This is a genomic window from Candidatus Rokuibacteriota bacterium (assembly GCA_016209385.1).
Classification (GTDB): Bacteria; Methylomirabilota; Methylomirabilia; order Rokubacteriales; family CSP1-6; genus JACQWB01.
Genome location: JACQWB010000135.1, coordinates 1 through 19718 on the forward strand (window position 1 = coordinate 1; position 19718 = coordinate 19718).

Genomic DNA, 19718 nt, shown 5'->3' on the forward strand with positions numbered 1-19718 from the left:
GGCCTGGGCCTTGTCGCCCATCAGGCGGATCGCCTCCGGCGAGGGGCCGATGAACACGATCCCGCAGGCGCGGCAGATCTCGGCGAAGGCCGTGTTCTCGGCCAGGAAGCCGTAGCCCGGATGGATCGCATCGCTGTCGGTGATCTCGGCCGCGGAGATGATGTTAGGGATGTTGAGGTAGCTCGACTGCGGGTCCTCGGGCCCGATGCAGATCGACTCGTCGGCGAGGCGCACCGGGAGCGAGTGGGCGTCGGCCCTGGAGTGCGCGACGATTGCCCGAACCCCCAGCTCGCGGCACGTCCGGAGCACCCGTAGCGCGATCTCCCCCCGGTTGGCGATGAGGATCTTATGAAACATCGGTTTCAAACTGCAGGAAGCGGTGCTGCGCGATCCCCCTCACCCTTCCCTCTCCCCCTCGAGGGGGAGAGGATCAAAGGTGAGGGGGTGACCCGCTTTCTGTCATGCGGGCTCCACCAGGAAGAGCGGCTGGCCGTACTCCACGGGCTGGGCGTTGTCCACCAGGACCTTCACGATCCGCCCGGCCACCTTGGACTCGATCTCGTTCATCAGCTTCATCGCTTCGATGATGCAGAGGATCTGCCCGGCCTTGATCACGTCGCCTTCGTTGACGTAGGCGGGCGCCTCGGGGGAGGGCGCGCGGTAGAAGGTGCCGACCATGGGCGCCTCGATCGTGACGAGCTGGGCCCCCTCGCGGGCGATGACCTCCACGGGACCCGGCGCGGCCGCGGCGAACCCCCCGCCGTGGGCCGGCGGCGTTGCCGGCGCGACCTCCCGGCGGATGCGGATCCGGATCTCCCCCCAGCTCACCTCCAGCTCGGCCAGCCCCTTGGCCAGCGCGAGCTCGACGAGCTCTCGGATCTCGCTGATCGGCGGCGCACCCGCACGCCGTGGGGTCTGGGGCATTCCGCCTTACCCCGAACCGGAGGCGACACCCACACGAGCGATGTAGGCGCGGGTTCGCGTGTCCACCTTGACCAGGTCGCCTTCGTTGATGAACAGCGGCACCGTGACGACGGCGCCCGTTTCCAGCGTGGCAGGCTTGGACCCGCCCGAGGCGGTGTCGCCCCGGACGCCCGGGTCCGTCTTCACCACGGCGAGCTCCACGAAGGTGGGGAGCTCGAGCCCGATGGCCGCGTCCGCCACGTACAGCACGTCCACCTCGGTGTTCTCCTTGAGGAGGTCGCGGGCCTCGCCGACTTCCTCCTCCGAGAGCGCGATCTGGTCGTAGGTCTCCAGGTCCATGAAATGGAAGCGGTCGTCCCGGTAGAGGAACTGCATCCGCTTCTCCTCGAAGTCGACCAGCGGGACTTTCTCCTCGGCCCTGAAGGTCCTGTCGATCACGGTCCCCAGCTTCAGGTGCTTCAGCTTGGTCCGGACGAACGCGCCACCCTTCCCGGGCTTGACGTGCTGGAAGTCCACGATCGTGTACGGGGCTCCGTCCACCTCGATCTTGAGCCCCTTCCTGAAGTCGTTCGTGGAAACCTGCATCGCGTCGCTACCCCTTTCGGCGCTCGCGCCGGGCAGCGAGCGCTTCCTCCAGGCGTCGCCATGCCGACCCGTTCGACGGATCGCGCCTGGCGATCCGGAGGAAGATCGCGGCTGCCTCGTCCGTCAGCCCTTGCTCGAGGCAGAGGGTCCCGAAGGTGACCGTCACGAAGGTGTCGTCGTCCAGGAGCCGCAGGATCGGCGACCCCTCGCCGGGCGCGCGCCGTTCAGCGAGCAGGTCCAGCGCGGCCCGGGACTCGCGGTCGGCAGGATCCAGCTCGGTCACGCGCTTCAGGTGCGCGATGGCGCGCTCCAGCTCACCCCGCTTGAGCGCCAGGTCGGCAAGCATCCTGTGGCTCCGGATATCATCGGGAGCCTGGGACACGGCAGCCGTGAGCTCCGCGACGGCGCCGTCCTGGTTTCCCTCGGCGAGATAGGCCTTGGCGAGGATCACGCGCGCCGTCGTGTAGTGGGGATACCGCTGGAGCCCCGCGGCGCAGAGCGCGATCGCATCCCGGGTCCGTCCCGCCTTTCGGTAGGCCTCGGCCAGCGGGGCGAACGCCAGCGAGGTCGGATCCTTGGCCAGCCACTCCTCGTACCGGCGGATGGCGCTGGCAGCCGACGGATCCTGTGCGGGGCCTGCCCCGCCGGAGCGAGGGAGAGCATCAGCCATACCTGGTGCTGTTATACGGGGTGGGTGCGAAGGTTGTCAACCGCCGGGGCCCGCTCAGCGCCGGCGACCCCCTGCAAGGGCCTCGGCCTGGATCTCCCGGATGACGGCGCTGACCAGCTCCTCGGGAATGTCGAAGACGAGCCGGTGGGTCCCGATCCTCGGCGCGAGGACGAAGGGGACCTTTCCCTCCCGGGCTTTCTTGTCGTGGCGGATGGCCTCGAGGACGGCGCCGACCTCCACCCCCGAGAACGTGACCGGGAGGCCGATGGCCTCCAGGAGCCGGACCTGCCGTTGTGTCGTTTCAGGATCGGCCAGCCCGAGGCGCTCCGCGATCAGAGCTTCGACCGCGATCCCAAGCGCATCCGCCTCACCGTGGTTCCACCGCGAGTATCTGGTGGCCGCCTCGAGGGCGTGGCCAATCGTGTGGCCGTAGTTCAGCACCGCCCGAAGCTGCGCCTCGGTCTCGTCGGCTTCGACGACCCGCCCCTTCAGCCGGCAGGAGCCGGTGACGATGCGCTCGAGGGTCGGGAGGTCGCGGCTCAGGAGCTCGGCGACGTGGGCTTCGACGTCGGCGAAGTAGCCGGCGTCCAGGACGATCCCGTGCTTCACCACCTCGGCCAGGCCAGACTTGAACTCCCGGTCGGACAGCGTCAGGAGCGCCTGAGGGTCGGCGATGACGAGGCGGGGCTGGTGGAAGGTGCCGATCAGGTTCTTCACCCGGGGATGGTTGATGGCGTTCTTCCCCCCGATGGCGGCGTCGACCTGGGCCAGGAGCGTCGTGGGGAGCTGGACGAGGTGGATCCCTCGCATGTACGTCGCCGCTACGAAGCCCCCGAGGTCGCCCACGGCGCCGCCGCCGAGGGCGAGGAGCGTCGAGGTCCGATCGAGCCTCGCGGCGAGGCAGGCCTCCCAGCACCGCTCCGCCAGGTCGAGCGTTTTGGCCGTCTCTCCCTCGGGGACGAGGATCTCCGTGGTCGTGAAGCCGGCGGCGGCGAGGCTCGCGGTCACGCGCGGTCCGTAGCGGGCCATGATCGAGCTGTCGCTCAGGAGGACCGCCCGCCGACCGACGCCCAGGCCGCGGAGCCGCTCGCCGACGGTGTCCAGGCTTCCCGCACCGACCACGATGGGGTAGGAGCGCGGACCCAAATTGACCGTGATTTCCGTCATCGCTCGTTATCGGTAACTTCTTGACCGCTCGGTATGAACATGATATATGATTTTATGTACATCCTTGAGGAGGGGGCAACATGGGGTCGGTTCCCGTACGACACAAGCACCTGCGATTGAACCAGGACAAGCTCGAACGCGTGAAGTCGATCCTCGGCAGCGCCACCGAGACCGAGGCCCTGGAGGGGGCGATGGATCTTGTTCTCGCAGAGGCGGAGATTCTTAGAACGCTCCGACGTATCAAGCGGAAAGGCCGCATCAAGAGGCTCTTCGACCGATGACGCGGGTCATCTTTGACTCCGACCTGTACATCGACTGGATGGAGGCTGGCCTGCATGAGGAACTGCTGCTGGCGCGGCCGTTGGTCCGCTACATGAGCACGGTCGTGCTCCTCGAACTGCAGGCGGGCGCCCTGGAGCCTGCGGCGGCAGAGGCCGTCCGCGACCTTTATCGGACCTTCCGCCGAACAGGACGATTGCTGACTCCATCCCCTGCGACCTTCTGGCGGGCCGGTTCCGCCCTCCGCGTGCTCCAGCAGCACTATAGGCTCGATCTCCGGCGGCGTTTCCGGTTAGTGAACGACTGCCTCATCGCCTTGTCCAGCAGACAGATCGGAGCCACTGTGCTTACGCGAAACGAGCGCGATTTTCGGCTCATCCAACAGATAGTCCCTTTCTCCCTCGTCATCGTGCTCTAAGCCCGGTAGGAGCGCGAACCCATATTAACCGTGATTTCCGTCATGGAGACAGACTTCCGACCTTGGTTGCCTGAAACGTTCAGCTGGCTGGACTTGCAGTCTCAGCGGCCGGGCCGTCCACCTGGTCGCCCCCCAGGAACGCCGCCCGGCGGTCCTCCCGGAACCCCGCTCGGTGGACCGCCGATTCCCGCAGGTGGTCCGGGTCTCACCCCGCTTGGGGGACCGATCCGTGTTCCCGATGGAGGGCCGGGACGCGCTTCCGCCCCGCGTTCGCCCTCAACAGCACCGAGCGCGCGCTCGCGGCCGGTTTTTGAGACTTCGAGGGCATGCTCGATTGCGGGCTTCGCCTGCTCGGGAACTTTGCCGAGCACGTCTTGGAGAACTCGCAGATGAACCTGGGTCCCACGGTCCACGGCTTCACGCGCCCGGGTGCGCCCCTCCACACCGGCACCAGCCGCGCTCTGTGCCTTCGTCAGCTCTTCAAGCGTGCGCCCCCGCGCGGCTCGCACCTCGCCGAGCGCCCGCTCAAGGGCCGGCCGTGCCTCTGGCGATGCCTCCCGCAGCGCCCGTTCGAGCGCGACCTCCGCGGCCGCTGAGGAACGAATGAACCGGTCCCGCACCTCGCCAATCTCCTGGGCCAGTGCGAGAGCGGGCAGCGCCGCGCCGACAGCCAGCGTCAGACTGATCCTCATCCAGGCACGGCTTGCTAACCTCTGAGGCATTTTCGAGCACCTCCTCTTTACAATCTACCAGCTACCAGGCTTTCAGCGAGTCCTGGTAGGCCTGGTAGTTGTGGCGGATCTCCTCCAGGCTGTCGCCGCCGAACTTCTCGAGGAAAGCCTGGCCCAGGACGATGGCCATCATCGCCTCGCCCACGATGCCGGCGGCGGGGACGGCGCAGACGTCGCTCCGTTCCACGACCGCCTCCACCGCCTCTTTGGTGGCGACGTCAACCGAGCGGAGCGGAGTCCTGAGGGTCGAGAGGGGCTTCATCGCAGCCCGCACGACGACGGGCTGGCCGTTCGTGACCCCGCCCTCCAGGCCTCCCGCGTTGTTGCTCGCGCGCTTGAAGCCCGCGTCGTGGTCGAAGAGGATCTCGTCGTGGACCTGGGAGCCGGGCCTGCGGGCGGTTTCGAACCCGAGGCCGATCTCGGCCCCCTTGATCGCCTGGATGGAGCAGAAGGCTTGGGCGAGCCTGCCGTCCAGGCGTCGATCCCACTGCGCGTAGGAGCCCAGGCCGACGGGGCAGCCGACCGCCACGACCTCGAAGACCCCGCCGAGGGTGTCCCCCTTGTCCCTGGCGGCGTCGATGGCGGCGATCATCCGCGCCTCAGCCTCGGGGTCGGCGCACCGCACTTCCGAGGCCTCGGCCCGGCGCCTGATCTCCTCCCACGGGAGGTCCACCTCGCCGATGCGAACCCCACCGATCTCGACCACGTGGCTCAGGATCTCGATCCCGAACTCGCGGAGGAGACGCTTGGCGACCCCTGCCACGGCCACTCGCGCGGTGGTCTCCCGCGCGCTCGAGCGTTCCAGCACGTTTCGGATGTCCTTGTGGCCGTATTTCATGGCGCCGGCGAGGTCGGCGTGGCCAGGGCGCGGGCGGGTGACCTGCTTGGCGGGCGCGCCGGGTTCGGGAGGCGCCACGGACATCGTGGCCTTCCAGTTCTCCCAGTCCAGGTTGGCGATCTGGAGGGTGATCGGGCTGCCGAGAGTGAAACCCCAGCGGACGCCGGAGAGGATGTGGACCCGGTCGCGCTCGATCTTCATCCGGCCGCCGCGGCCGTACCCCTTCTGGCGGCGCGCCAGGTCGGTGTTGATGTCGGCTTCGGTCAGTGGCAGCCCGGCGGGGACGCCCTCCACGACCGCGACCAAGGCCTCGCCGTGCGACTCACCCGCGGTGAGGAACCTGAACGCGGTGCTCACGGTGTCCTGGGCCTGCTGCTCGGCGGTTGCGCAGGGGTGCTGGCCACGGACTGGTCAGTCTTGAGGACTGTCGGCGTGATGAAGACCACGAGCTCCCGGTCCGGGTCGATGGAGCTTTCCCGCGTTTTGAAGAGCCAGCCGAGAATGGGGATGTCGCCCAGGATGGGCACTTTCCTGACGAGCTCGCTCGTCGTGCGCTGCGTCACGCCGCCGATGACCAGGTGCTCGCCTTCCTTGATGAGAACCTCCGTCTCGGCCTTGCGCCGGTTGATGACCGGCGGCGACCCGCCGGAGCCGAGGTTGACGGTGGCAGCGCCGCGGGCGTTGTTCTCGACGACGACCTTCATCTTGATCCTGTTGAACTCGGCCTCGCGCACCACCGTCGGCGTCACCTCGAGCTTGAGGAGGGCTTCCTTGAACTGGATCTGGGTGCCCGCCGAGCTGACCGTCGCGTACGGGATCTCTTCGCCGAGGCTGATGCTGGCCTTGGTATTCTCCACGGTGATGATCTCGGGGCGCGCCAGGGACGTGGTCTTGCCCTGGGTCTTCAGCGCTTCGAGGACCAGGTTCAGGTTGAACTTGGTGCCGACGATCCCGAAATGGATGGCTCCTGCCGGGGTCTGGCTGAGGGGAAGGGTCACCAGGTTGAACCCGGTCGGGAGGCCAGTGCCCGGGTTGATGGGCAGGAGCCCGACGAAGGCCGGGTTGGGGGAGAAGAGCCGGAACGGCGGAGTGCTGGCGAGGTCCTCTTTCTCGAACGCCTTGTCCCCGACGGAGGGCCTGATGTTCTGAAAGCCCTTCCCCACGATGGTTGACCGGCCGGCGGTTCTCAACAGGGCCCCGCCGAGCTGGATCCCGACGCCCTCGAAGGCGCTCCGGTCCAGGATCTCCATCCGCGCCTCGATCTTGATCTGGGGGAGCGGCACGTCCAGCTTCTCTCTGATCAGCTTCTTGATCCGCTCCAGATCCGCCTCGTAGTGGCGAATGAAGATCGAGTTCGTGGGCTTGTGGGCCCGGATGGTGATCCCCTTGGCCAGGACCTCAGCCGAGACAGAAACGGTTGGCCTCGGCGGCGGCTGGGCTCCGGGACCGTAGAGCTGGGAGAACGGGGGCTCCATGATCGGTGGCGCGCCGGTGGGCACGCTCGGAGCAATCGGCGGCGGCGCGCCGGGAAGCACGGTTGGCTCCGCCGGCAGGGCCCCCTCGGGTGGGATGCCCAGGATTCCGATGAGGGTCTTTACCACGTCCTCCGGATCGGCGTAGCTGAGGCGGATCGTTTCCTCCTTGAGGGGGCCGCGGGCCTCAGCCTCGGCCTTGGCGGCCTCGGCGGCGAGCTTGCGCTGGAGCACCTCCTGCTCCTTGAGCTGGGCCTCGGCGACCTTGGCCCTGATCTCGGCCTCTGCTTTGGCCTTGGCCTCCGCCGCCTTGACCCGAGCCTCCTCCGCCTTCGCCTTGAGCTCGCTCTCCTTGGCGAGCTGCTCCGAGGAGACGATGCGGATCACGTTCTCCTTTTCGATCTTCTGGAGCCCGCGCGCCTCCAGGATGGTGTCCAGCGCCAGTTCCCACGTGACGTTCCGGAGCGTGATCGAGATCTTCCCCTTGACGTCTTCACCGGCCACGATGTTCTTTCCGCTCTCGGCGGCCAGGATTCTGAGGAGGTTCACGATCTCGGCGTCCTTGAAGTCGAACGAGATGAGCCGCTGGCCCGGCGGCGGGGCCGGCGGCTGGGCCGGGGCGCTCGGCGCCTGAGCGACACGGACTAGCGCAGGGGCGGGCTCGGGCGCCTGTTGGGCCTGAGGCTGCGTGCTCTCTTTCTTGGGCTCGGCCTTGGGCTCGACGGCGGGCCTGGGCGCGACGGCGGGCGCTTCGGCTTTCGCCACAGGCGTCGCGACGGGTTTGGCAGGCTCGCGTTCGGCTGGCTTCGCGGCCTCTGGCTTGGCCGGCTCAGCCTCGGCCACGGGCTTTGGTGCCGCCGCCTTCGCCACGGGCCTCTCAACGGGTTTCGCGACGACAAGTTCCACCGGCTTCGGCGCTTCCGCCTTCACCGGCTCGGCCTTGGCCACGGGCTTCGGCGTCTCGGCGGTCGCCGGCTTCTCCGGCTCGGCCTTCGCTTGCTTGCTGCCGGAATACGTGCGTTCGAGCGCCGGCTCCGCCGGCGCAACCCGTTCTGGGGGGAGGTTCGGAAGGGGGGCGGAGCCCCCCTCCGAGGGCATCGCCTGGGCCGGCACGATCGCCCCGAGCTCCCCCTTGCTTCGCACCACCGGGGACGGCTCCAGCTTCACGGTGAGCCCGGCGGGCCCTTCCGCGAGCCGGTACCCGACCTTGCGCGAGAGCTCGAGGACGACACGGCTCACGCCCTTCCGGTACTGGCTGCCGCGGATCTGGCGGAGCGGGTCCGTGTTCACCGTGAGGGGAGCTGTCCGCCATCCGTACGCGGTCCCCTCCAGATCGATGACGATCCGCCAGGGGGTATCGATCAGCCCGTGCTTGTACGTGGGCTGGCCGGTGGTGAGGAGCTGAACCGTGAGGCCGTCTTCCCTGGCCTCCGTGGTGATGTCCTTCAGCTGGACGAGCGATTCCGCGGACGGATTCCCCCCGGCTGCCGGGGCCAGGGACCCCAGCGCGACGACGAGAGCCAAAATCCATCGAGCCACTGTCATCGCCCGTCCCTCCTCAGTCCGTTTTGAGCTTCAGCACTGTGCGGGTCGGCGGCTGCCCCGGTCGCCCGGGCACAGTGAAGGTTACACTGTCGGGCCCGATCTCCGCCACCCGGCCATCCCCGATCAGGTCGCCGGGTCGGAGGATGTATCCAAGTCCGTCGGCGCTCTCCACCAGCGCCAGCAGGCTGTCGCGACCCTGGACGATGCCGACGAGCTTGAGCGACGCGGTCTGAAGGCCGGTGGGGCCTCCCTTCTCCTGAACCTCCGTGACGGGCGGCCTGAACGGATCTCGCCGTCCCCTGGCCTGGTAGGCGATCGCCGGGAGCGGTTTGACCTGGGGCTCCCTCGGCGTGACCGCGGGCTTCGGCGGCGGGGGCGCCGGCACCTGGGCCGCCTGGGCGGGCGGCGGGCTTCCCCCGCACCCGCTGAGAAGGCCGACGAGCCCCACAGCGGCCGTCCATACCAGACGCCTCACTTCTTCGCTCCGGGGGGAGGTTTCGGCTTGGGTGCCCCTTCGGGACGGGCGAGGTACGTGAGCAGGGTCAGCTCGGCCTGGAGCGTGCCCGTCGGGCGTTCGATCGCCACGAGCCTGAAGTCGCCCAGCGTGACGATGCGCGGGAGCTTGGCCAGCTTCTCGAAGAACTCGCCGAGCTGGTGGTACCCCGCATCGGCGTTGAGCTGGATGGGGACCTCGGCATAGTAGTCCTTGTCCTGGGGCGCCTTTGGCTGGAACAGGCTGACCGTCAGGCCTTGCTGCGTGGCCAGGTCCGAGATCTGACGGTAGAGCTTCGGGATCTCCTTCTCGGCCGGGAGCCGTTCGCGCGCGGCGGTCACGCGCTGCTCGAGTTCCTTCGCCTTCGCCTCGAAACCGGCCAGGTTCTTGCGATCCGTCCTGCCCTGGATCACCTTCTTCTGAAGCGCGTCCTTCTCCCCGCTGAGCTGCTGCACCTCGGCCAGCTTGGGCGAGACCACGAAGTAGTAGCCGCCGCCTCCGATGAAGGCGAGGGGCAGGATGCCGAGCACCGCCTTCTGCCAGCCGGGAGCCTCGGTGATGAACTCGAACGCCATGGCTCAGAGTCCGAAGGAGCAGACGACCTCGAACGTGACGACCGGGGGACTCTTGGCCGGATCCCGGCGGGAGAGGACGAGGTCAACGTCTTTGAACTGCCCCGAGCCGCGGAGGTTCGACATGAGGTCGGCGAGCGCTGTCGGCGAATAGGCGCTGCCCAGGAGGCGGAGCTGGTTCTGCTTTTCCTCGAACCCGGTGAGCCAGAGGTCGCGCGGGATCATGTCCGCCAGGGCGTCGAGGAGGTAGACCGGGCGCGCCTGGTTCTTCGCGATCAGCTCGATGGCGGCGAGGCGCTTCTCCAGCTCCTGGGCCTTCTCTCTGAACGCCTTCCCTTTGGCGATGGCGGCCTCAAGCGTCTTCAGCTCCGCCTCCAGCTGGGCCTTCTCGGCGGCGAGCTGGCTGGCTTCCTGGGCGAGTCCCCGGTACCAGTAGAGCCCGCCGCCGAAGACCACCAGGTATACGATGCCGAAGAGGATTCCGAACCACGGGAGCGCGGGCAGCTCGATGGCGATCGCCTTGCGGGGGCGGGCGGGGAGCAGGTTGATCTTGATCATGCGGCCTTGTCCCCGGGGCGCCGCATCCCGAGGCCCACGGCGACCGCAAGCAGGGGACCGGCAGCCTCTAGCTCCTCGGCCGGGAAACGGGCGGGGTCGAACTCGACGTTCTGGAACGGCTTGCTGATCTCCACCGGGATGCCCCAGCTTGAGGCGAGGAACTCGTCGAGCCCCGCCAGCTTGGCGCAGCCGCCGGACAGGACGATCCGGCTGATCTGTTCAGCCTCTGTGCTGGAGGCGATGTAGTCGAAGGTCCGCTGCATCTCCAGGGATAGCTCCCGTGAGACTTCTTCCAGCGCCGGGGCCACCTCGTCCCAGTTCACGCTCTCGTCCGCGCGGCGCTTGACGGCCTCCGCCTTGTCCAAGGGGACACTGAGCCGCTCGGCGATCGCCTGCGTGTAACTATCGCCGCCAAACGGGATGTCGCGGGCGAAGATGGAGGTGCCGCCCCGGACCACGTTGGTCTTCATCATGGAGGCCCCGACGTCGATGAGCGCCACGACCTCCTGGAGCAGGTCCGGGTTGTTGATCTCGAACTGGTTCTGCAGCGCAAACGAGTCCAGGTCCACCACCAAGGGGGTGAGCCCGGCTCCCTCCACCACGGCGACGTACTCGTTGACCTTGCTCTGCTTGGCGGCGACGAGCATTACATCCATCGTGCCCGTCTCCTCGGGCGACTCAGCCACGATCTGATAGTCGAAGTAGACCTCGGCGATGGGGAAGGGGATCTGTCCCTCGGCCTGGATCCGGATGAAGCCGTCCCGCTCCTTGGGCGGCACTTTCTGGAGCTGGAACTTCTGGACGCTGAGCTCCCGGCCCGAGACGGCGATGACCGCGTCTTTCTCCTTGACTCCCGCCTTGGTCACCGCCTCCTTGATGGCGGTCACAACCAATGGGGGGTCCTTGATGGCGCCTTCGCTGATCGCTTCCGGCGGCAGGGGGACGATTGCCATGGCCTGGAGGAGGTAGCCCTTGGGGCCCAGCCCGAGCTGGACCAGCTTGACGGCGCTCGACCCCACGTCGAGGCCGAGCACGTCTTGTTTCTTCTTGAAGAGCCCCGCCAGCTTTTCCGTGGGGAACAGACCCATCAGCTGCTTCCTCCCGCGACGGGAAGCCTCCCGGGTGGCACAAAACTCGTTTTGAAATAAGCAAAAAGATTATAGAGGCCCGGAATTTGCAAAGTCAATTAATCGGACTCCCCCGAAGGATAGGGGGTGCAGGGCCCGCGGAGGCCAGGGATCGCGGTTCGGCTGTGACCCTGAACCGCGCGCCGGGTGCGCCCCGCTAGATCCCCCAGGCGAGGAAGCGGATCGGCCCCGGGATCGGCGGGCTCCCGCCGCAGTTATACTCGACCTGGGGGTTTCCCGAGATCTGGACGGCCCCCGGAGATGCTGTCACCAGGGAGCTAACGGCGGCGGCGTTCTCAGCGAGGATGAAGCCGGTGACCTTGACGTTCCCTTGGAGCTTAATCTGCTCGTGGACGGCGATGAGCCCCTGGACGGTTGACGCCGGGTTCCCGCCGAGGTCGATATCCTTGTCCGCGATCAGGAGGGTGTCGGTCAGGTGGGGCGTCAGGCTGACGTTGCCGCTGACCTGGATGTTCCCCGTCGTGATGATGGTCGCCTGCATGCTTGGTCCGCCGGTGAGATCGACGTCTTGCTGGAAGTAGTACGTTGCGCCGCTAGCCGAGGTGTCGCTGGTCAAGCTCCAGGTGCTAGTGCCGGTACAGGTGCTCCCGCTCACTTCCCATTTCCACCCGCGGAAAGTGCGGCTGGCCTTAGCCCCCGCCCCTGAACCTGTAACGGTGCACGTAGGGGTCTGGCTCGCGTTGTCGCCGTCCACGACAGTCCCGTCCGGCTTCATGTCAAAGGTTGTGGTGGGGTTCGTCGCCCTGGCCGTTTTCCGCAAATCGGCCGAGCTGATGGTCGGCACCGTTTTCTTGGGCTTGCTTCCCGTCCCTGGCGACTCGGCGCTGCCGGTGGCAGTGAGGCCTTGCTCGAAGGTCGGGTTACCATCCTTCGTGAAATCCTCATTCGCGTGAGCGCTTCCGCAAGTTCCCGCGGTCGTCGGGCGTGAGCCCGAGCCATTGCGGTCGAAATCTCCGTTGTTCCGGATGGCGTCGTTGGAGGTGAACCCGATGGTGACCAGCGTCCTGAGGACCTTCGAGGCCGACCCCGTCGCGCTCGTCCCCGTGGAGGTGATGAGGACAGTGTATGGACCGACGGTCTGCGCCGTGACGGCGTAGCTCCCGTAGCCCGAGAGCGAGTCGCCCGGACCGAAGAAGTTGCCGGTGATCGTCGTCACCGTGGTTGAGTACGCGGCGGTGGAGGCGGGGAGGCGGCTCGTGTCACTTCGATAATAGTTGAACGCCTCCTCCAGTCCGGCCTCTGCCATGAAGCGGGCCTGGGTGTCGCGGAGGAGGTTCGCCGAGATCTGGACCTCGGAGCCGCCGATGGTCAGGATCGCGGCCGAGAGGGCCGCGAACACCATGAGGGCCATGAGCGCCAGCGGGAACGCGACCCCTCGCTCGTCGCATCGGTTCGGCGTGAGCGCGCGCAGGTATCGCTCCATGGTATCCCCCTTATGAGAGGCCCAGGTTCCGGGGGCGCACCCGCGAGTTCAGCGTGCGGCGGCTCCCGTCGCTCCCCTGGGTGGTGAGGCCGATCTGGATCTCATAGATGTCGGCGGCAGTCGTGGTGGTCGTCGTCCCGTCTGTTTTGTAGTAAGTGAACGTCAGGCCGTAGACGTTGTCGACGACAATCTCGGCGGTGCCGGCGTTCAGGCTCCGCGTGAGGGTTTTTGCCGACGAGTCGTAGCTGTACGTCACGCTCTCGACGGAGCGGACGATGCTGTTTGCGGGGTAGGCACGCGTGAGCGTCGTGCCCGTGGCTAGGGGGATGGTGGTGTTTCCGGCGGTGTAGGTCGACACGATCTGTCTCGCTTCCCGGAAAGCACCGTTAGCGATGTGGACGTACTCACTGGCGGAGAAGCCCGTGGCGCGGTCAACGACGATCTGGTTGGCCCCGCTGGCGGCGGCGTTCGACAGCAGGACCTCGGCTCCGGCGCTGCTGAGCGTGTCCGCGTCGATGTCGCCGAGAAAGGTGATGCTCGTGGAGGTGGCCGCGGTGATCGCGGCCCCCGCGTTGCTGGCGCCGGTATAGTAAGCCCCGGCAAGCCGAAGCTCGGTGGCCATCCGGTCCAGGCCCGCGCGGACGCCGAGCTGGGCGTCCTCCAGCCCTGAAGCGCGCGTGTAGGTCTGCTGGAAGACCTGGTAGACCGTGAAGACGGCTCCGGCCACCATGCCCAGGATGGCGATGGTGACGAGCAGCTCGACCATGGTGAAGCCGCCTTCCCGACTGAGCCGTGTCACGTCGAATCCTCGCTAGGGCCGCGCGGCGATGATCGTGCCGATCGTGAGGCTCTCCTCGCTGATGCTGGCCTCTTTGGGGAGCTTGTAGGTCACGGTGACTTTGATCGTCTTCATGTTCGCAGCCGGGGTCGTGTGTTCGACTCGCACCTGCCGCTTGAAGTTGCCGTACTTCAAGTTGCCGTAGCCGGGGATCGTGATGGTGTTGTAGTCTTCGTCGGACAAGCCTGTCGGCGTAGAGCCGCCGCCGAAGTCGTCAACTGTCACGGTATATGTCAGCCGCTTCACCTGCTCCATCCGCTCCTGGGCGAGCATGGCGGCCGTCGAGACGTAGTGACCCCGCGTGACCGCGGCCTGGCCGAACGAGATGCCCGAGGCCACCCCGCTGGTCTGGATCGCGAGCGTCGCCCCAACGCCGATGATCCCGACCGTCAGGATGGCGATTGCGATCAGCGTTTCGATGAGCGTGAAACCGCGTTCCCTCATGGCGCGTGTCCCCTATTGGATCTTGATCCGCCCCGACAAGCTAACGGCCACGCTCAGGGACGAGGTCCCCTGGGCGTTCTGCACAGTGATGGTTCCAGCCGTACTCGCCGCGCCGAGCGCGGTGAACACCGGGTTGGCCGTGACGCTCGTGAGCTTGGTTTCGTTGGCGAGTGTCATGTAGCCGTTTGCGTCGGTTCCCGCCCCGACATAGGCCGTACTGTCCGAGGTTCTGACGAAGCGCAGCCGGTTGTTGGTAGTGTCCACCTGCACCTGGTAGGAGGTGTTCCGCGTGATGGCGAGCTGGCGGGCCTGGTTCAGCAGCGTGACGACCTGCTGGGCGGCCCCGCGCGTCTGCTGGGCCTGGAGGAAGCTGAGGAACATGGGGACGGCGGTCACGCTGATGATCCCGATGACGGCGATCACCACGATCAGCTCGATGAGGGTGAACCCCCGCGAGCTCCCGAGCCGAAGGCCGGAACGGCGCGTCGCGAGCCGTCCGGTCGGACGGGGAGCCCCCTGGGTGCAGAAGACCGGCATTTGACGATCCCTCGTAAGTCTAAACTACCCCAGGATTCGGAGGAATGGCAAGGGCCGGGGCGCGGGGCAGCCTGGAGGGGATCGGGGCGGCATGCTCGGGCTGCCGCCCGCCCGGTTACCCGCCGACCTCCCGCCAGCTCCCCGGCTTGACGAAGAATGCGGGAACGGTGCTGCCGGCTGTCCTGATGCTGTCGCAGTTGTACTGGATGTTGGTCTTCGTGCTCAGCGAAGTGTTGAAGGGCATCGCGTCCGGGGAGGCCGACACGTTCCCGGCAATGATCGCGCCGCTCAGCGAGTTGTTGTTTTCGCCGAGCCCCTCGGCGCGATACAGGGCTACCCGGTTGGCGGCGTAGAGCAGGCCGGAGTAGAGCCACTCCCCGCGGACGCTCAGGTCCCCCATCACGAGGATCCAGCCCTTGGCGTTGCCGACGTTGCCCTCGATCGCAACGGAGCCGAAGTCGAGCGGGTTCGGGGGGCTCCCGATCGGGTCGCCGCTCGCGGTGTCCACGAAGACGATGCCGTCGGGGACCGAGCCCGAGAGGGTGACGGCGCCCCGGTAGTAGGTGCCTCTGGCCTTCGCCAGATCCTTGAGGAGGTTGATCTGGTCCGGCGTGAGGGTGAAGGCGTCGAAGGTCGAGGCCGGGACGTTCTCCGAGTAGTCGGTGGCCTGGTTCGGGGTGTTCGCGTCGGCATCGGCGGCGAACAGGCCGTACTGCGTCTTGTTCTCCACGCCCTGGATGTCGGTGCTCGCGGTGGAATAGCTCGCGCGCTTGCTGCCGCAGGTGGAAGTCCGGCTGTCGACGATCGTCTTGTTGCCGACGGTCAGCCCGCCCTTAGCGCAGACAGCGCAGGGAGGGTTCAGGTTGGGCAGGCCCGTCACGACTGCCGCGATGGTCCGTCTGCCCCGGTAAGCGGTCCAGCCCGGCACCCGCCCTTCCGAGGTGACGGCGACCTCGCTCGCCGTGGCCCCTGCCGCGACCGTCACCCGGTAGACGCCGCTGCCGAGGGCGAGGTCGGTCGCGCCGGTGTAGGGGTCCGGGATGGTCGCCGGGAGCGGGAAGGCGAGCCCGTCCGGAGTCGTCGGGTTGTTGAGGGCCCAGATGACGCGCTCGATCCCGGCCTCGGCCAGCGCCAGCGCTTCGGTTTCCTGCTTGAGATTGGCGGCGATCTGGGGCTCGTTGGAGCTGAGCGTGGCGAACCCCGCGGTCAGCGCCGAGAGAAGCAGCAACACCAGAAGGGTCATCGGGATGGCCACACCCCGCTGGTCGGGCATCACGGCCCTACCGGTGGCCTGGTCCGACGCGCCTCCCTCAGGGCGCATTTCGCAGCCTTACCGTCGTCGTGAGCTCGGACAGGGCAGCCTCGGGAAGGCTCGCCTGCTCCGCCTGTTCGCTCTGGGTTCTCAGCGTGACATCGACTCGTCGAACCGCGGAGGCAGTGGTGGTGACGGCATCCGTCGAGTCCCGGTAGGCGAAGCTGAGGGACTTCACGCCGCCGATCAGGGTCTCCACGGGATTCACGCCCTCGGTCCGCTCCAGGGCGGACCCCACGAGCCGGTACCTGATCGTCACGGCGTTGCCGACGGCGTCGAGGCCGGAGAACTGGAGGTCGCTCGGGCTCAGCGGGGCGGTCAGGACCTGGGAGGCGGTCTTGATGTCGCGGGCGATCCGGCTCAGCGCGAAGCGGGCGTTCTGCTGCGCCTCGACCCGGGTCGCCCCGGCGATGTAGGTCTGGAGCCCGCTCGTATGGATGGCGAGGGCGCCGGCCAGGAGGAGCCCCACGACGGCGACCGCCACCAAAAGCTCGGCCAGCGTCAGGCCTCGCTTGTCCCGCCAGCTCTCCATCGCGACCCTCATCCAGACTCGGAGGGGGGCGTACCCACGCCGACCCCCCGCGCTCGCGCGCGGGTGTGCCGCGGGTACCCGCCCCTTCCGATACCTCCCCCCGTGGTAGTTCGAGCCGAGGGGCTGCCGACGAGCCGCAGGCGAGGAGAGCCACGAGGCGAGGCCCGAGTTGGTTGTGCTGGCAAAGCCAGCGCTCGAACGAACAGGGACCCTCATCGCCGCGCGACCAGCGTCGTGACCTGGAGCGACTCTTCGCCCGTGGCGTTGACGCCGCCCTCCACCGCGAACGGCCGGAAGGAGACGCTCACGGTCACCAGCCGGAGCGCCGGGCTCTCGATCGGCGGGCTGCCGCAGCCAGGCGCGGCGCCGCAGTCGATGATCCTGACAGCGCGCCGATGGTTCGGGTATCCGGGGATGTTCCCGTACGTCTCGTCAGGAAACGTTGCTGGAGCGCTCGCCGGATCCAGCGAAACGCCGAGCGTGTCCTGAAGCGGCGGGCCGATCCACCAGACGCGGTTCTTGACCTGTTCCAGCCTCTGCTGGGCGAGGAAGACCGCCTTGGTCTTGACGCTGGACTGGTTGATGTTCCAGGCGAGAGCCTGCATCGCCTGCGCGAGGGCGAGGAGGCCGATGACGATCAGGGTCAGAGCGATGAGGATTTCCGCCAGGGCCACTCCGCGTTCGTCGCTGTGGAGGCGCGCCCGCCACGCGTCGGTCCTTCCTAGTTTCCGAACCCCCTGAGGTACCACCGAAGAACCTCATTCCCCCAGAAGAGAGCTACCGTCGAACCAATTGCAAGGAATGGACCAAATGGCACGGGATCTTTTCTTCGCCGTATCCCGGAAACGAGCAAAACCGTTGCGATTCCACCCCCTAGGAAAACCGAGAAAAATATCGTTAAAATTACGAGCTTCCAGCCGAGGAAGGCGCCGATCATTGCTCCGAGCTTCATGTCCCCCCCTCCCATTCCACCCCTGCTGACGACGATAACCACAAAAAATGTACCTCCGCCGACCAAAATTCCGAGGAGGGACTGTGCCAGAGTGACATGACCAGTGACGAGATTGACCAGGACTCCCAGGACGATTCCGGGCAGCGTGATCCGGTCGGGAATGAGCTGGTACTCGATGTCGATGCCTGTAATTGCGACCAGCGCTCCGAGGAAGAGCCACGTCGGAATGAGATCAACCTGTAGGCCGATTCGCCAGGCGGTGACGCCGAAGAGCCCGGCCGTGGCGGCCTCGACGGCGGGGTAGCGCCAGGGGATGGGGGCGCGGCAGTCGCGGCACCGCCCCCTGAGCCAGATGAAGCTCAGGATCGGGACGTTGTCGTGCCAGCGGATCGGGTGCCCACAGCGCGGACAGTGCGACGCCGGCCTGATGAGGCTCTCGCCTCGCGGTAGGCGCGTGATCACCACGTTCAGGAAGCTTCCCACCACGGCGCCGAGGAGTACCGCCGCGAGCGTGATCACGCTCTATCGTCCTCGTTCCGCATCTGCGCTGGCCCTTCCGATGCCGACACTGTAGCATCCTGCCCGGCGCCGCCGGCTCGCCCAGCCTCGGAAGAGTCGGCTCGACGCGGGCCAGGGGCGGCGGGTGCCTCAGCGATTCACCAGCGGCGAGAGCATGCTCGCCAGGCGGGTGTCGAGTCGCTTGAGGACCTCGTACTGCTCCTGAGCCGAGGCGGGGTTCCCGAGAAGTAGTTGGGCGTGGGCCAGCCCGAAGCGGGGCTGGGGGGCGTCGGGCTTCAGCTCGATCGCGTGACGGTAATGCGCGAGGGCCTCCTCGGGCTTGCCGGCTTCGGTCAGCGCTGTCCCGAGGTTCGAGTAAACCTCGTGGTTGTCAGGGGCGAGCCGGGCTGCGTACCTGAGCTGCTCGACGGCCTCCTGGAGTCTTCCTTGCCTGATGAGTGCCACGGCCAGGTTGTTTCGCGCGTAGGCCTTGTCGGGGTACTTTTCGATCACCCGCCGGAAGTTCTCGATGGCCTCCGGCAGCCGCCCGAGGCCCGTGAGCGCGAGGGCGAGGTTGTGATGGAATCCGACGTAGTCCGGCCTCAGGGCGAGCGCTCGATGGAAATACTCGAGCGCCAGCTCCAGGTGGCTCTGGTTGGACAGGGCGATGCCCTGGTTGTAGAGGACGACGCCGAGCTGCGAGTGGCAGACGGCGCACTCCGGCTCGAACTCGAGGGTGTGCCGCCACAGCGTGTCCGTGTCTCGCCACACCTGGATCTGTTGCCAGGTGAGGGCGGCGAAACCGACGAGCCAGACCACCGCTGCCCCTGCCGCAGCGCGGGCCCACCAGCGCCCCAGGGCTCCGCTCTGGCGGGCGCTGAGAACCACGCATACGGCGGCGCCTGCGAGGAGCGCCCAGCCGAGGCAGGCGAGGTAGCTGTACCGGTCGTTCGTGATCTGGTGTCCGGCGTGGACGATGCCGAGCGCCGGGGCCAGGATGATCCCGTAGTAGGCCCAGACGGCGAGGCCTGCCGGCCACGTTCTCCGGAGCAGGAGGAGCGCGGCAGTGATGCCGGTCACCGCGACCGTGCTCACGACGAAGGGCAGGTCCAGGGGGTTCACCCGAGCTGGCAGCATGTACATGGGCGCGAGCCCGAGCGGGAGCAGGGTCTTCCAGACGTAGAACCAGAGACTGTAGAGCGCCACAGGCACACGGGTCGAGAGCGGATATGCGTCGAACGGAGTGAGCTCGAAGCGCTTCACGTAGAGCGCGATGAGCGCTCCTGCGATGGCCAGGAGGAGATACGGGATCTTCTCGGCCCAGAGTGGCCACGCCGGGCGGGCGATCCAGTCCCGCCACCGCCCAGCGAGCCGGCGCAGCGGGTAGAAGTCGAGGAGGACCAGGACGAAGGGGAGCGTCATCACGCTGGACTTGGCCAGGAGCGCCAGGGCGTAGAGGGCGATGGAGCCGGCCAGCCACCGGCGGCGCGTGGCCTGGGCCTCCACAGCTCTCAGGTAGGTCAGCAGGGCGAGGAGGAAGAAGAGGCCGGAGAGGACATCGCGGCGCTCGGTGACCCAGGCCACGGACTCGACGCGCAGGGGGTGGAGGGCGAAGAAGAGGGCGGCGGCGGCGGCGCCGAGGCGGAGGTGGGGCTCCATGACGGCGGTGGTGCCGAGGCGGAGCAGGCGGAGGGCGAGGAGGAAGAAGAGCGCGGCGTTGGCGGCGTGGAGGAGGAGGTTGGTGAGGTGGTAGCCGAAGGGGTTCATCCCCCACACGAGGTA

23 protein-coding genes are annotated in these 19718 nt (G+C 67.4%); 3 read left to right on the top strand and 20 right to left on the bottom strand.

All coding sequences use genetic code 11. From position 1 onward, the window contains the following. The 5 genes from HY726_09005 to aroB form a co-directional block, all read right to left on the bottom strand. The coding region (locus HY726_09005) for an acetyl-CoA carboxylase biotin carboxylase subunit (protein MBI4609134.1) at positions 1-357 on the bottom strand (357 nt) is incomplete at its 3' end. Positions 358-459: 102 nt separating this feature from the next. Then, positions 460-924, bottom strand: a complete 465-nt coding sequence (accB, locus tag HY726_09010) for an acetyl-CoA carboxylase biotin carboxyl carrier protein (protein ID MBI4609135.1) — start codon at positions 922-924, stop codon at positions 460-462. Positions 925-930: 6 nt separating this feature from the next. Continuing rightward, a complete protein-coding gene (efp, locus tag HY726_09015; GenBank protein MBI4609136.1) occupies positions 931-1509 on the bottom strand; it encodes an elongation factor P in 579 nt (192 codons plus the stop codon). A 7-nt stretch (positions 1510-1516) separates the two neighbouring features. After that, positions 1517-2179 carry a tetratricopeptide repeat protein gene (locus HY726_09020; protein ID MBI4609137.1) on the bottom strand — a complete coding sequence of 221 codons (663 nt, stop codon included), beginning with the start codon at positions 2177-2179 and terminating at the stop codon, positions 1517-1519. Positions 2180-2233: 54 nt separating this feature from the next. Next, positions 2234-3346: a 3-dehydroquinate synthase gene (gene aroB / locus HY726_09025; GenBank protein ID MBI4609138.1), complete on the bottom strand. Its 1113-nt coding sequence runs from the start codon at positions 3344-3346 to the stop codon at positions 2234-2236. A gap of 80 nt (positions 3347-3426) precedes the next feature. On the opposite strand from aroB, the gene HY726_09030 reads away from it, so the two are divergent. The 3 genes from HY726_09030 (at position 3427) to HY726_09040 (ending at position 4639) form a co-directional block, all read left to right on the top strand. Then, positions 3427-3627 carry a hypothetical protein gene (locus HY726_09030; protein MBI4609139.1) on the top strand — a complete coding sequence of 67 codons (201 nt, stop codon included), beginning with the start codon at positions 3427-3429 and terminating at the stop codon, positions 3625-3627. Further along, positions 3624-4043: a PIN domain-containing protein gene (locus tag HY726_09035; protein ID MBI4609140.1), complete on the top strand. Its 420-nt coding sequence runs from the start codon at positions 3624-3626 to the stop codon at positions 4041-4043. Before HY726_09030 ends, HY726_09035 begins: the two co-directional genes overlap by 4 nt. Before the next feature lie 326 nt (positions 4044-4369). Then, positions 4370-4639: a hypothetical protein gene (locus HY726_09040; GenBank protein ID MBI4609141.1), complete on the top strand. Its 270-nt coding sequence runs from the start codon at positions 4370-4372 to the stop codon at positions 4637-4639. Positions 4640-4796: 157 nt separating this feature from the next. Here the strand turns inward: HY726_09040 and aroC are convergent, their stop codons facing one another. The 15 genes from aroC to HY726_09115 all read right to left on the bottom strand — a co-directional run. Then, positions 4797-5969, bottom strand: coding sequence for a chorismate synthase (aroC, locus tag HY726_09045; GenBank protein MBI4609142.1), 1173 nt, complete (start codon positions 5967-5969; stop codon positions 4797-4799). Further along, positions 5966-8629 carry an AMIN domain-containing protein gene (locus HY726_09050; GenBank protein MBI4609143.1) on the bottom strand — a complete coding sequence of 888 codons (2664 nt, stop codon included), beginning with the start codon at positions 8627-8629 and terminating at the stop codon, positions 5966-5968. Before HY726_09050 ends, aroC begins: the two co-directional genes overlap by 4 nt. A 13-nt stretch (positions 8630-8642) precedes the next feature. After that, positions 8643-9104 (bottom strand): pilus assembly protein PilP, encoded by a 462-nt coding sequence (locus tag HY726_09055; GenBank protein ID MBI4609144.1) that lies wholly within the window; start codon positions 9102-9104, stop codon positions 8643-8645. Beyond that, entirely contained in the window at positions 9101-9697 is a 597-nt protein-coding gene (pilO, locus tag HY726_09060; protein MBI4609145.1) for a type 4a pilus biogenesis protein PilO, read from the bottom strand. Before pilO ends, HY726_09055 begins: the two co-directional genes overlap by 4 nt. A gap of 3 nt (positions 9698-9700) precedes the next feature. Beyond that, positions 9701-10252, bottom strand: a complete 552-nt coding sequence (locus tag HY726_09065) for a PilN domain-containing protein (GenBank protein ID MBI4609146.1) — start codon at positions 10250-10252, stop codon at positions 9701-9703. Then, positions 10249-11340 carry a type IV pilus assembly protein PilM gene (pilM, locus tag HY726_09070; protein ID MBI4609147.1) on the bottom strand — a complete coding sequence of 364 codons (1092 nt, stop codon included), beginning with the start codon at positions 11338-11340 and terminating at the stop codon, positions 10249-10251. The genes HY726_09065 and pilM overlap by 4 nt, the downstream gene beginning before the upstream one ends. 196 nt (positions 11341-11536) lie before the next feature. Further along, positions 11537-12823, bottom strand: a complete 1287-nt coding sequence (locus HY726_09075; GenBank protein MBI4609148.1) for a hypothetical protein — start codon at positions 12821-12823, stop codon at positions 11537-11539. Between the two features lie 10 nt (positions 12824-12833). Then, a complete protein-coding gene (locus HY726_09080) occupies positions 12834-13622 on the bottom strand; it encodes a type II secretion system protein (GenBank protein ID MBI4609149.1) in 789 nt (262 codons plus the stop codon). A gap of 12 nt (positions 13623-13634) precedes the next feature. Beyond that, positions 13635-14105, bottom strand: coding sequence for a prepilin-type N-terminal cleavage/methylation domain-containing protein (locus HY726_09085; protein ID MBI4609150.1), 471 nt, complete (start codon positions 14103-14105; stop codon positions 13635-13637). Positions 14106-14117: 12 nt separating this feature from the next. Next, complete coding sequence (locus HY726_09090; GenBank protein MBI4609151.1) at positions 14118-14642, bottom strand: GspH/FimT family pseudopilin; 525 nt, start codon at positions 14640-14642, stop codon at positions 14118-14120. A 115-nt stretch (positions 14643-14757) separates the two neighbouring features. Then, complete coding sequence (locus HY726_09095; protein ID MBI4609152.1) at positions 14758-15915, bottom strand: hypothetical protein; 1158 nt, start codon at positions 15913-15915, stop codon at positions 14758-14760. Between the two features lie 37 nt (positions 15916-15952). After that, entirely contained in the window at positions 15953-16486 is a 534-nt protein-coding gene (locus HY726_09100; GenBank protein ID MBI4609153.1) for a prepilin-type N-terminal cleavage/methylation domain-containing protein, read from the bottom strand. Between the two features lie 212 nt (positions 16487-16698). Continuing rightward, entirely contained in the window at positions 16699-17160 is a 462-nt protein-coding gene (locus HY726_09105; protein ID MBI4609154.1) for a hypothetical protein, read from the bottom strand. Between the two features lie 47 nt (positions 17161-17207). Continuing rightward, positions 17208-17957: a prepilin peptidase gene (locus HY726_09110; protein MBI4609155.1), complete on the bottom strand. Its 750-nt coding sequence runs from the start codon at positions 17955-17957 to the stop codon at positions 17208-17210. A gap of 129 nt (positions 17958-18086) precedes the next feature. Beyond that, the coding region (locus HY726_09115; GenBank protein MBI4609156.1) for a tetratricopeptide repeat protein at positions 18087-19718 on the bottom strand (1632 nt) is incomplete at its 5' end.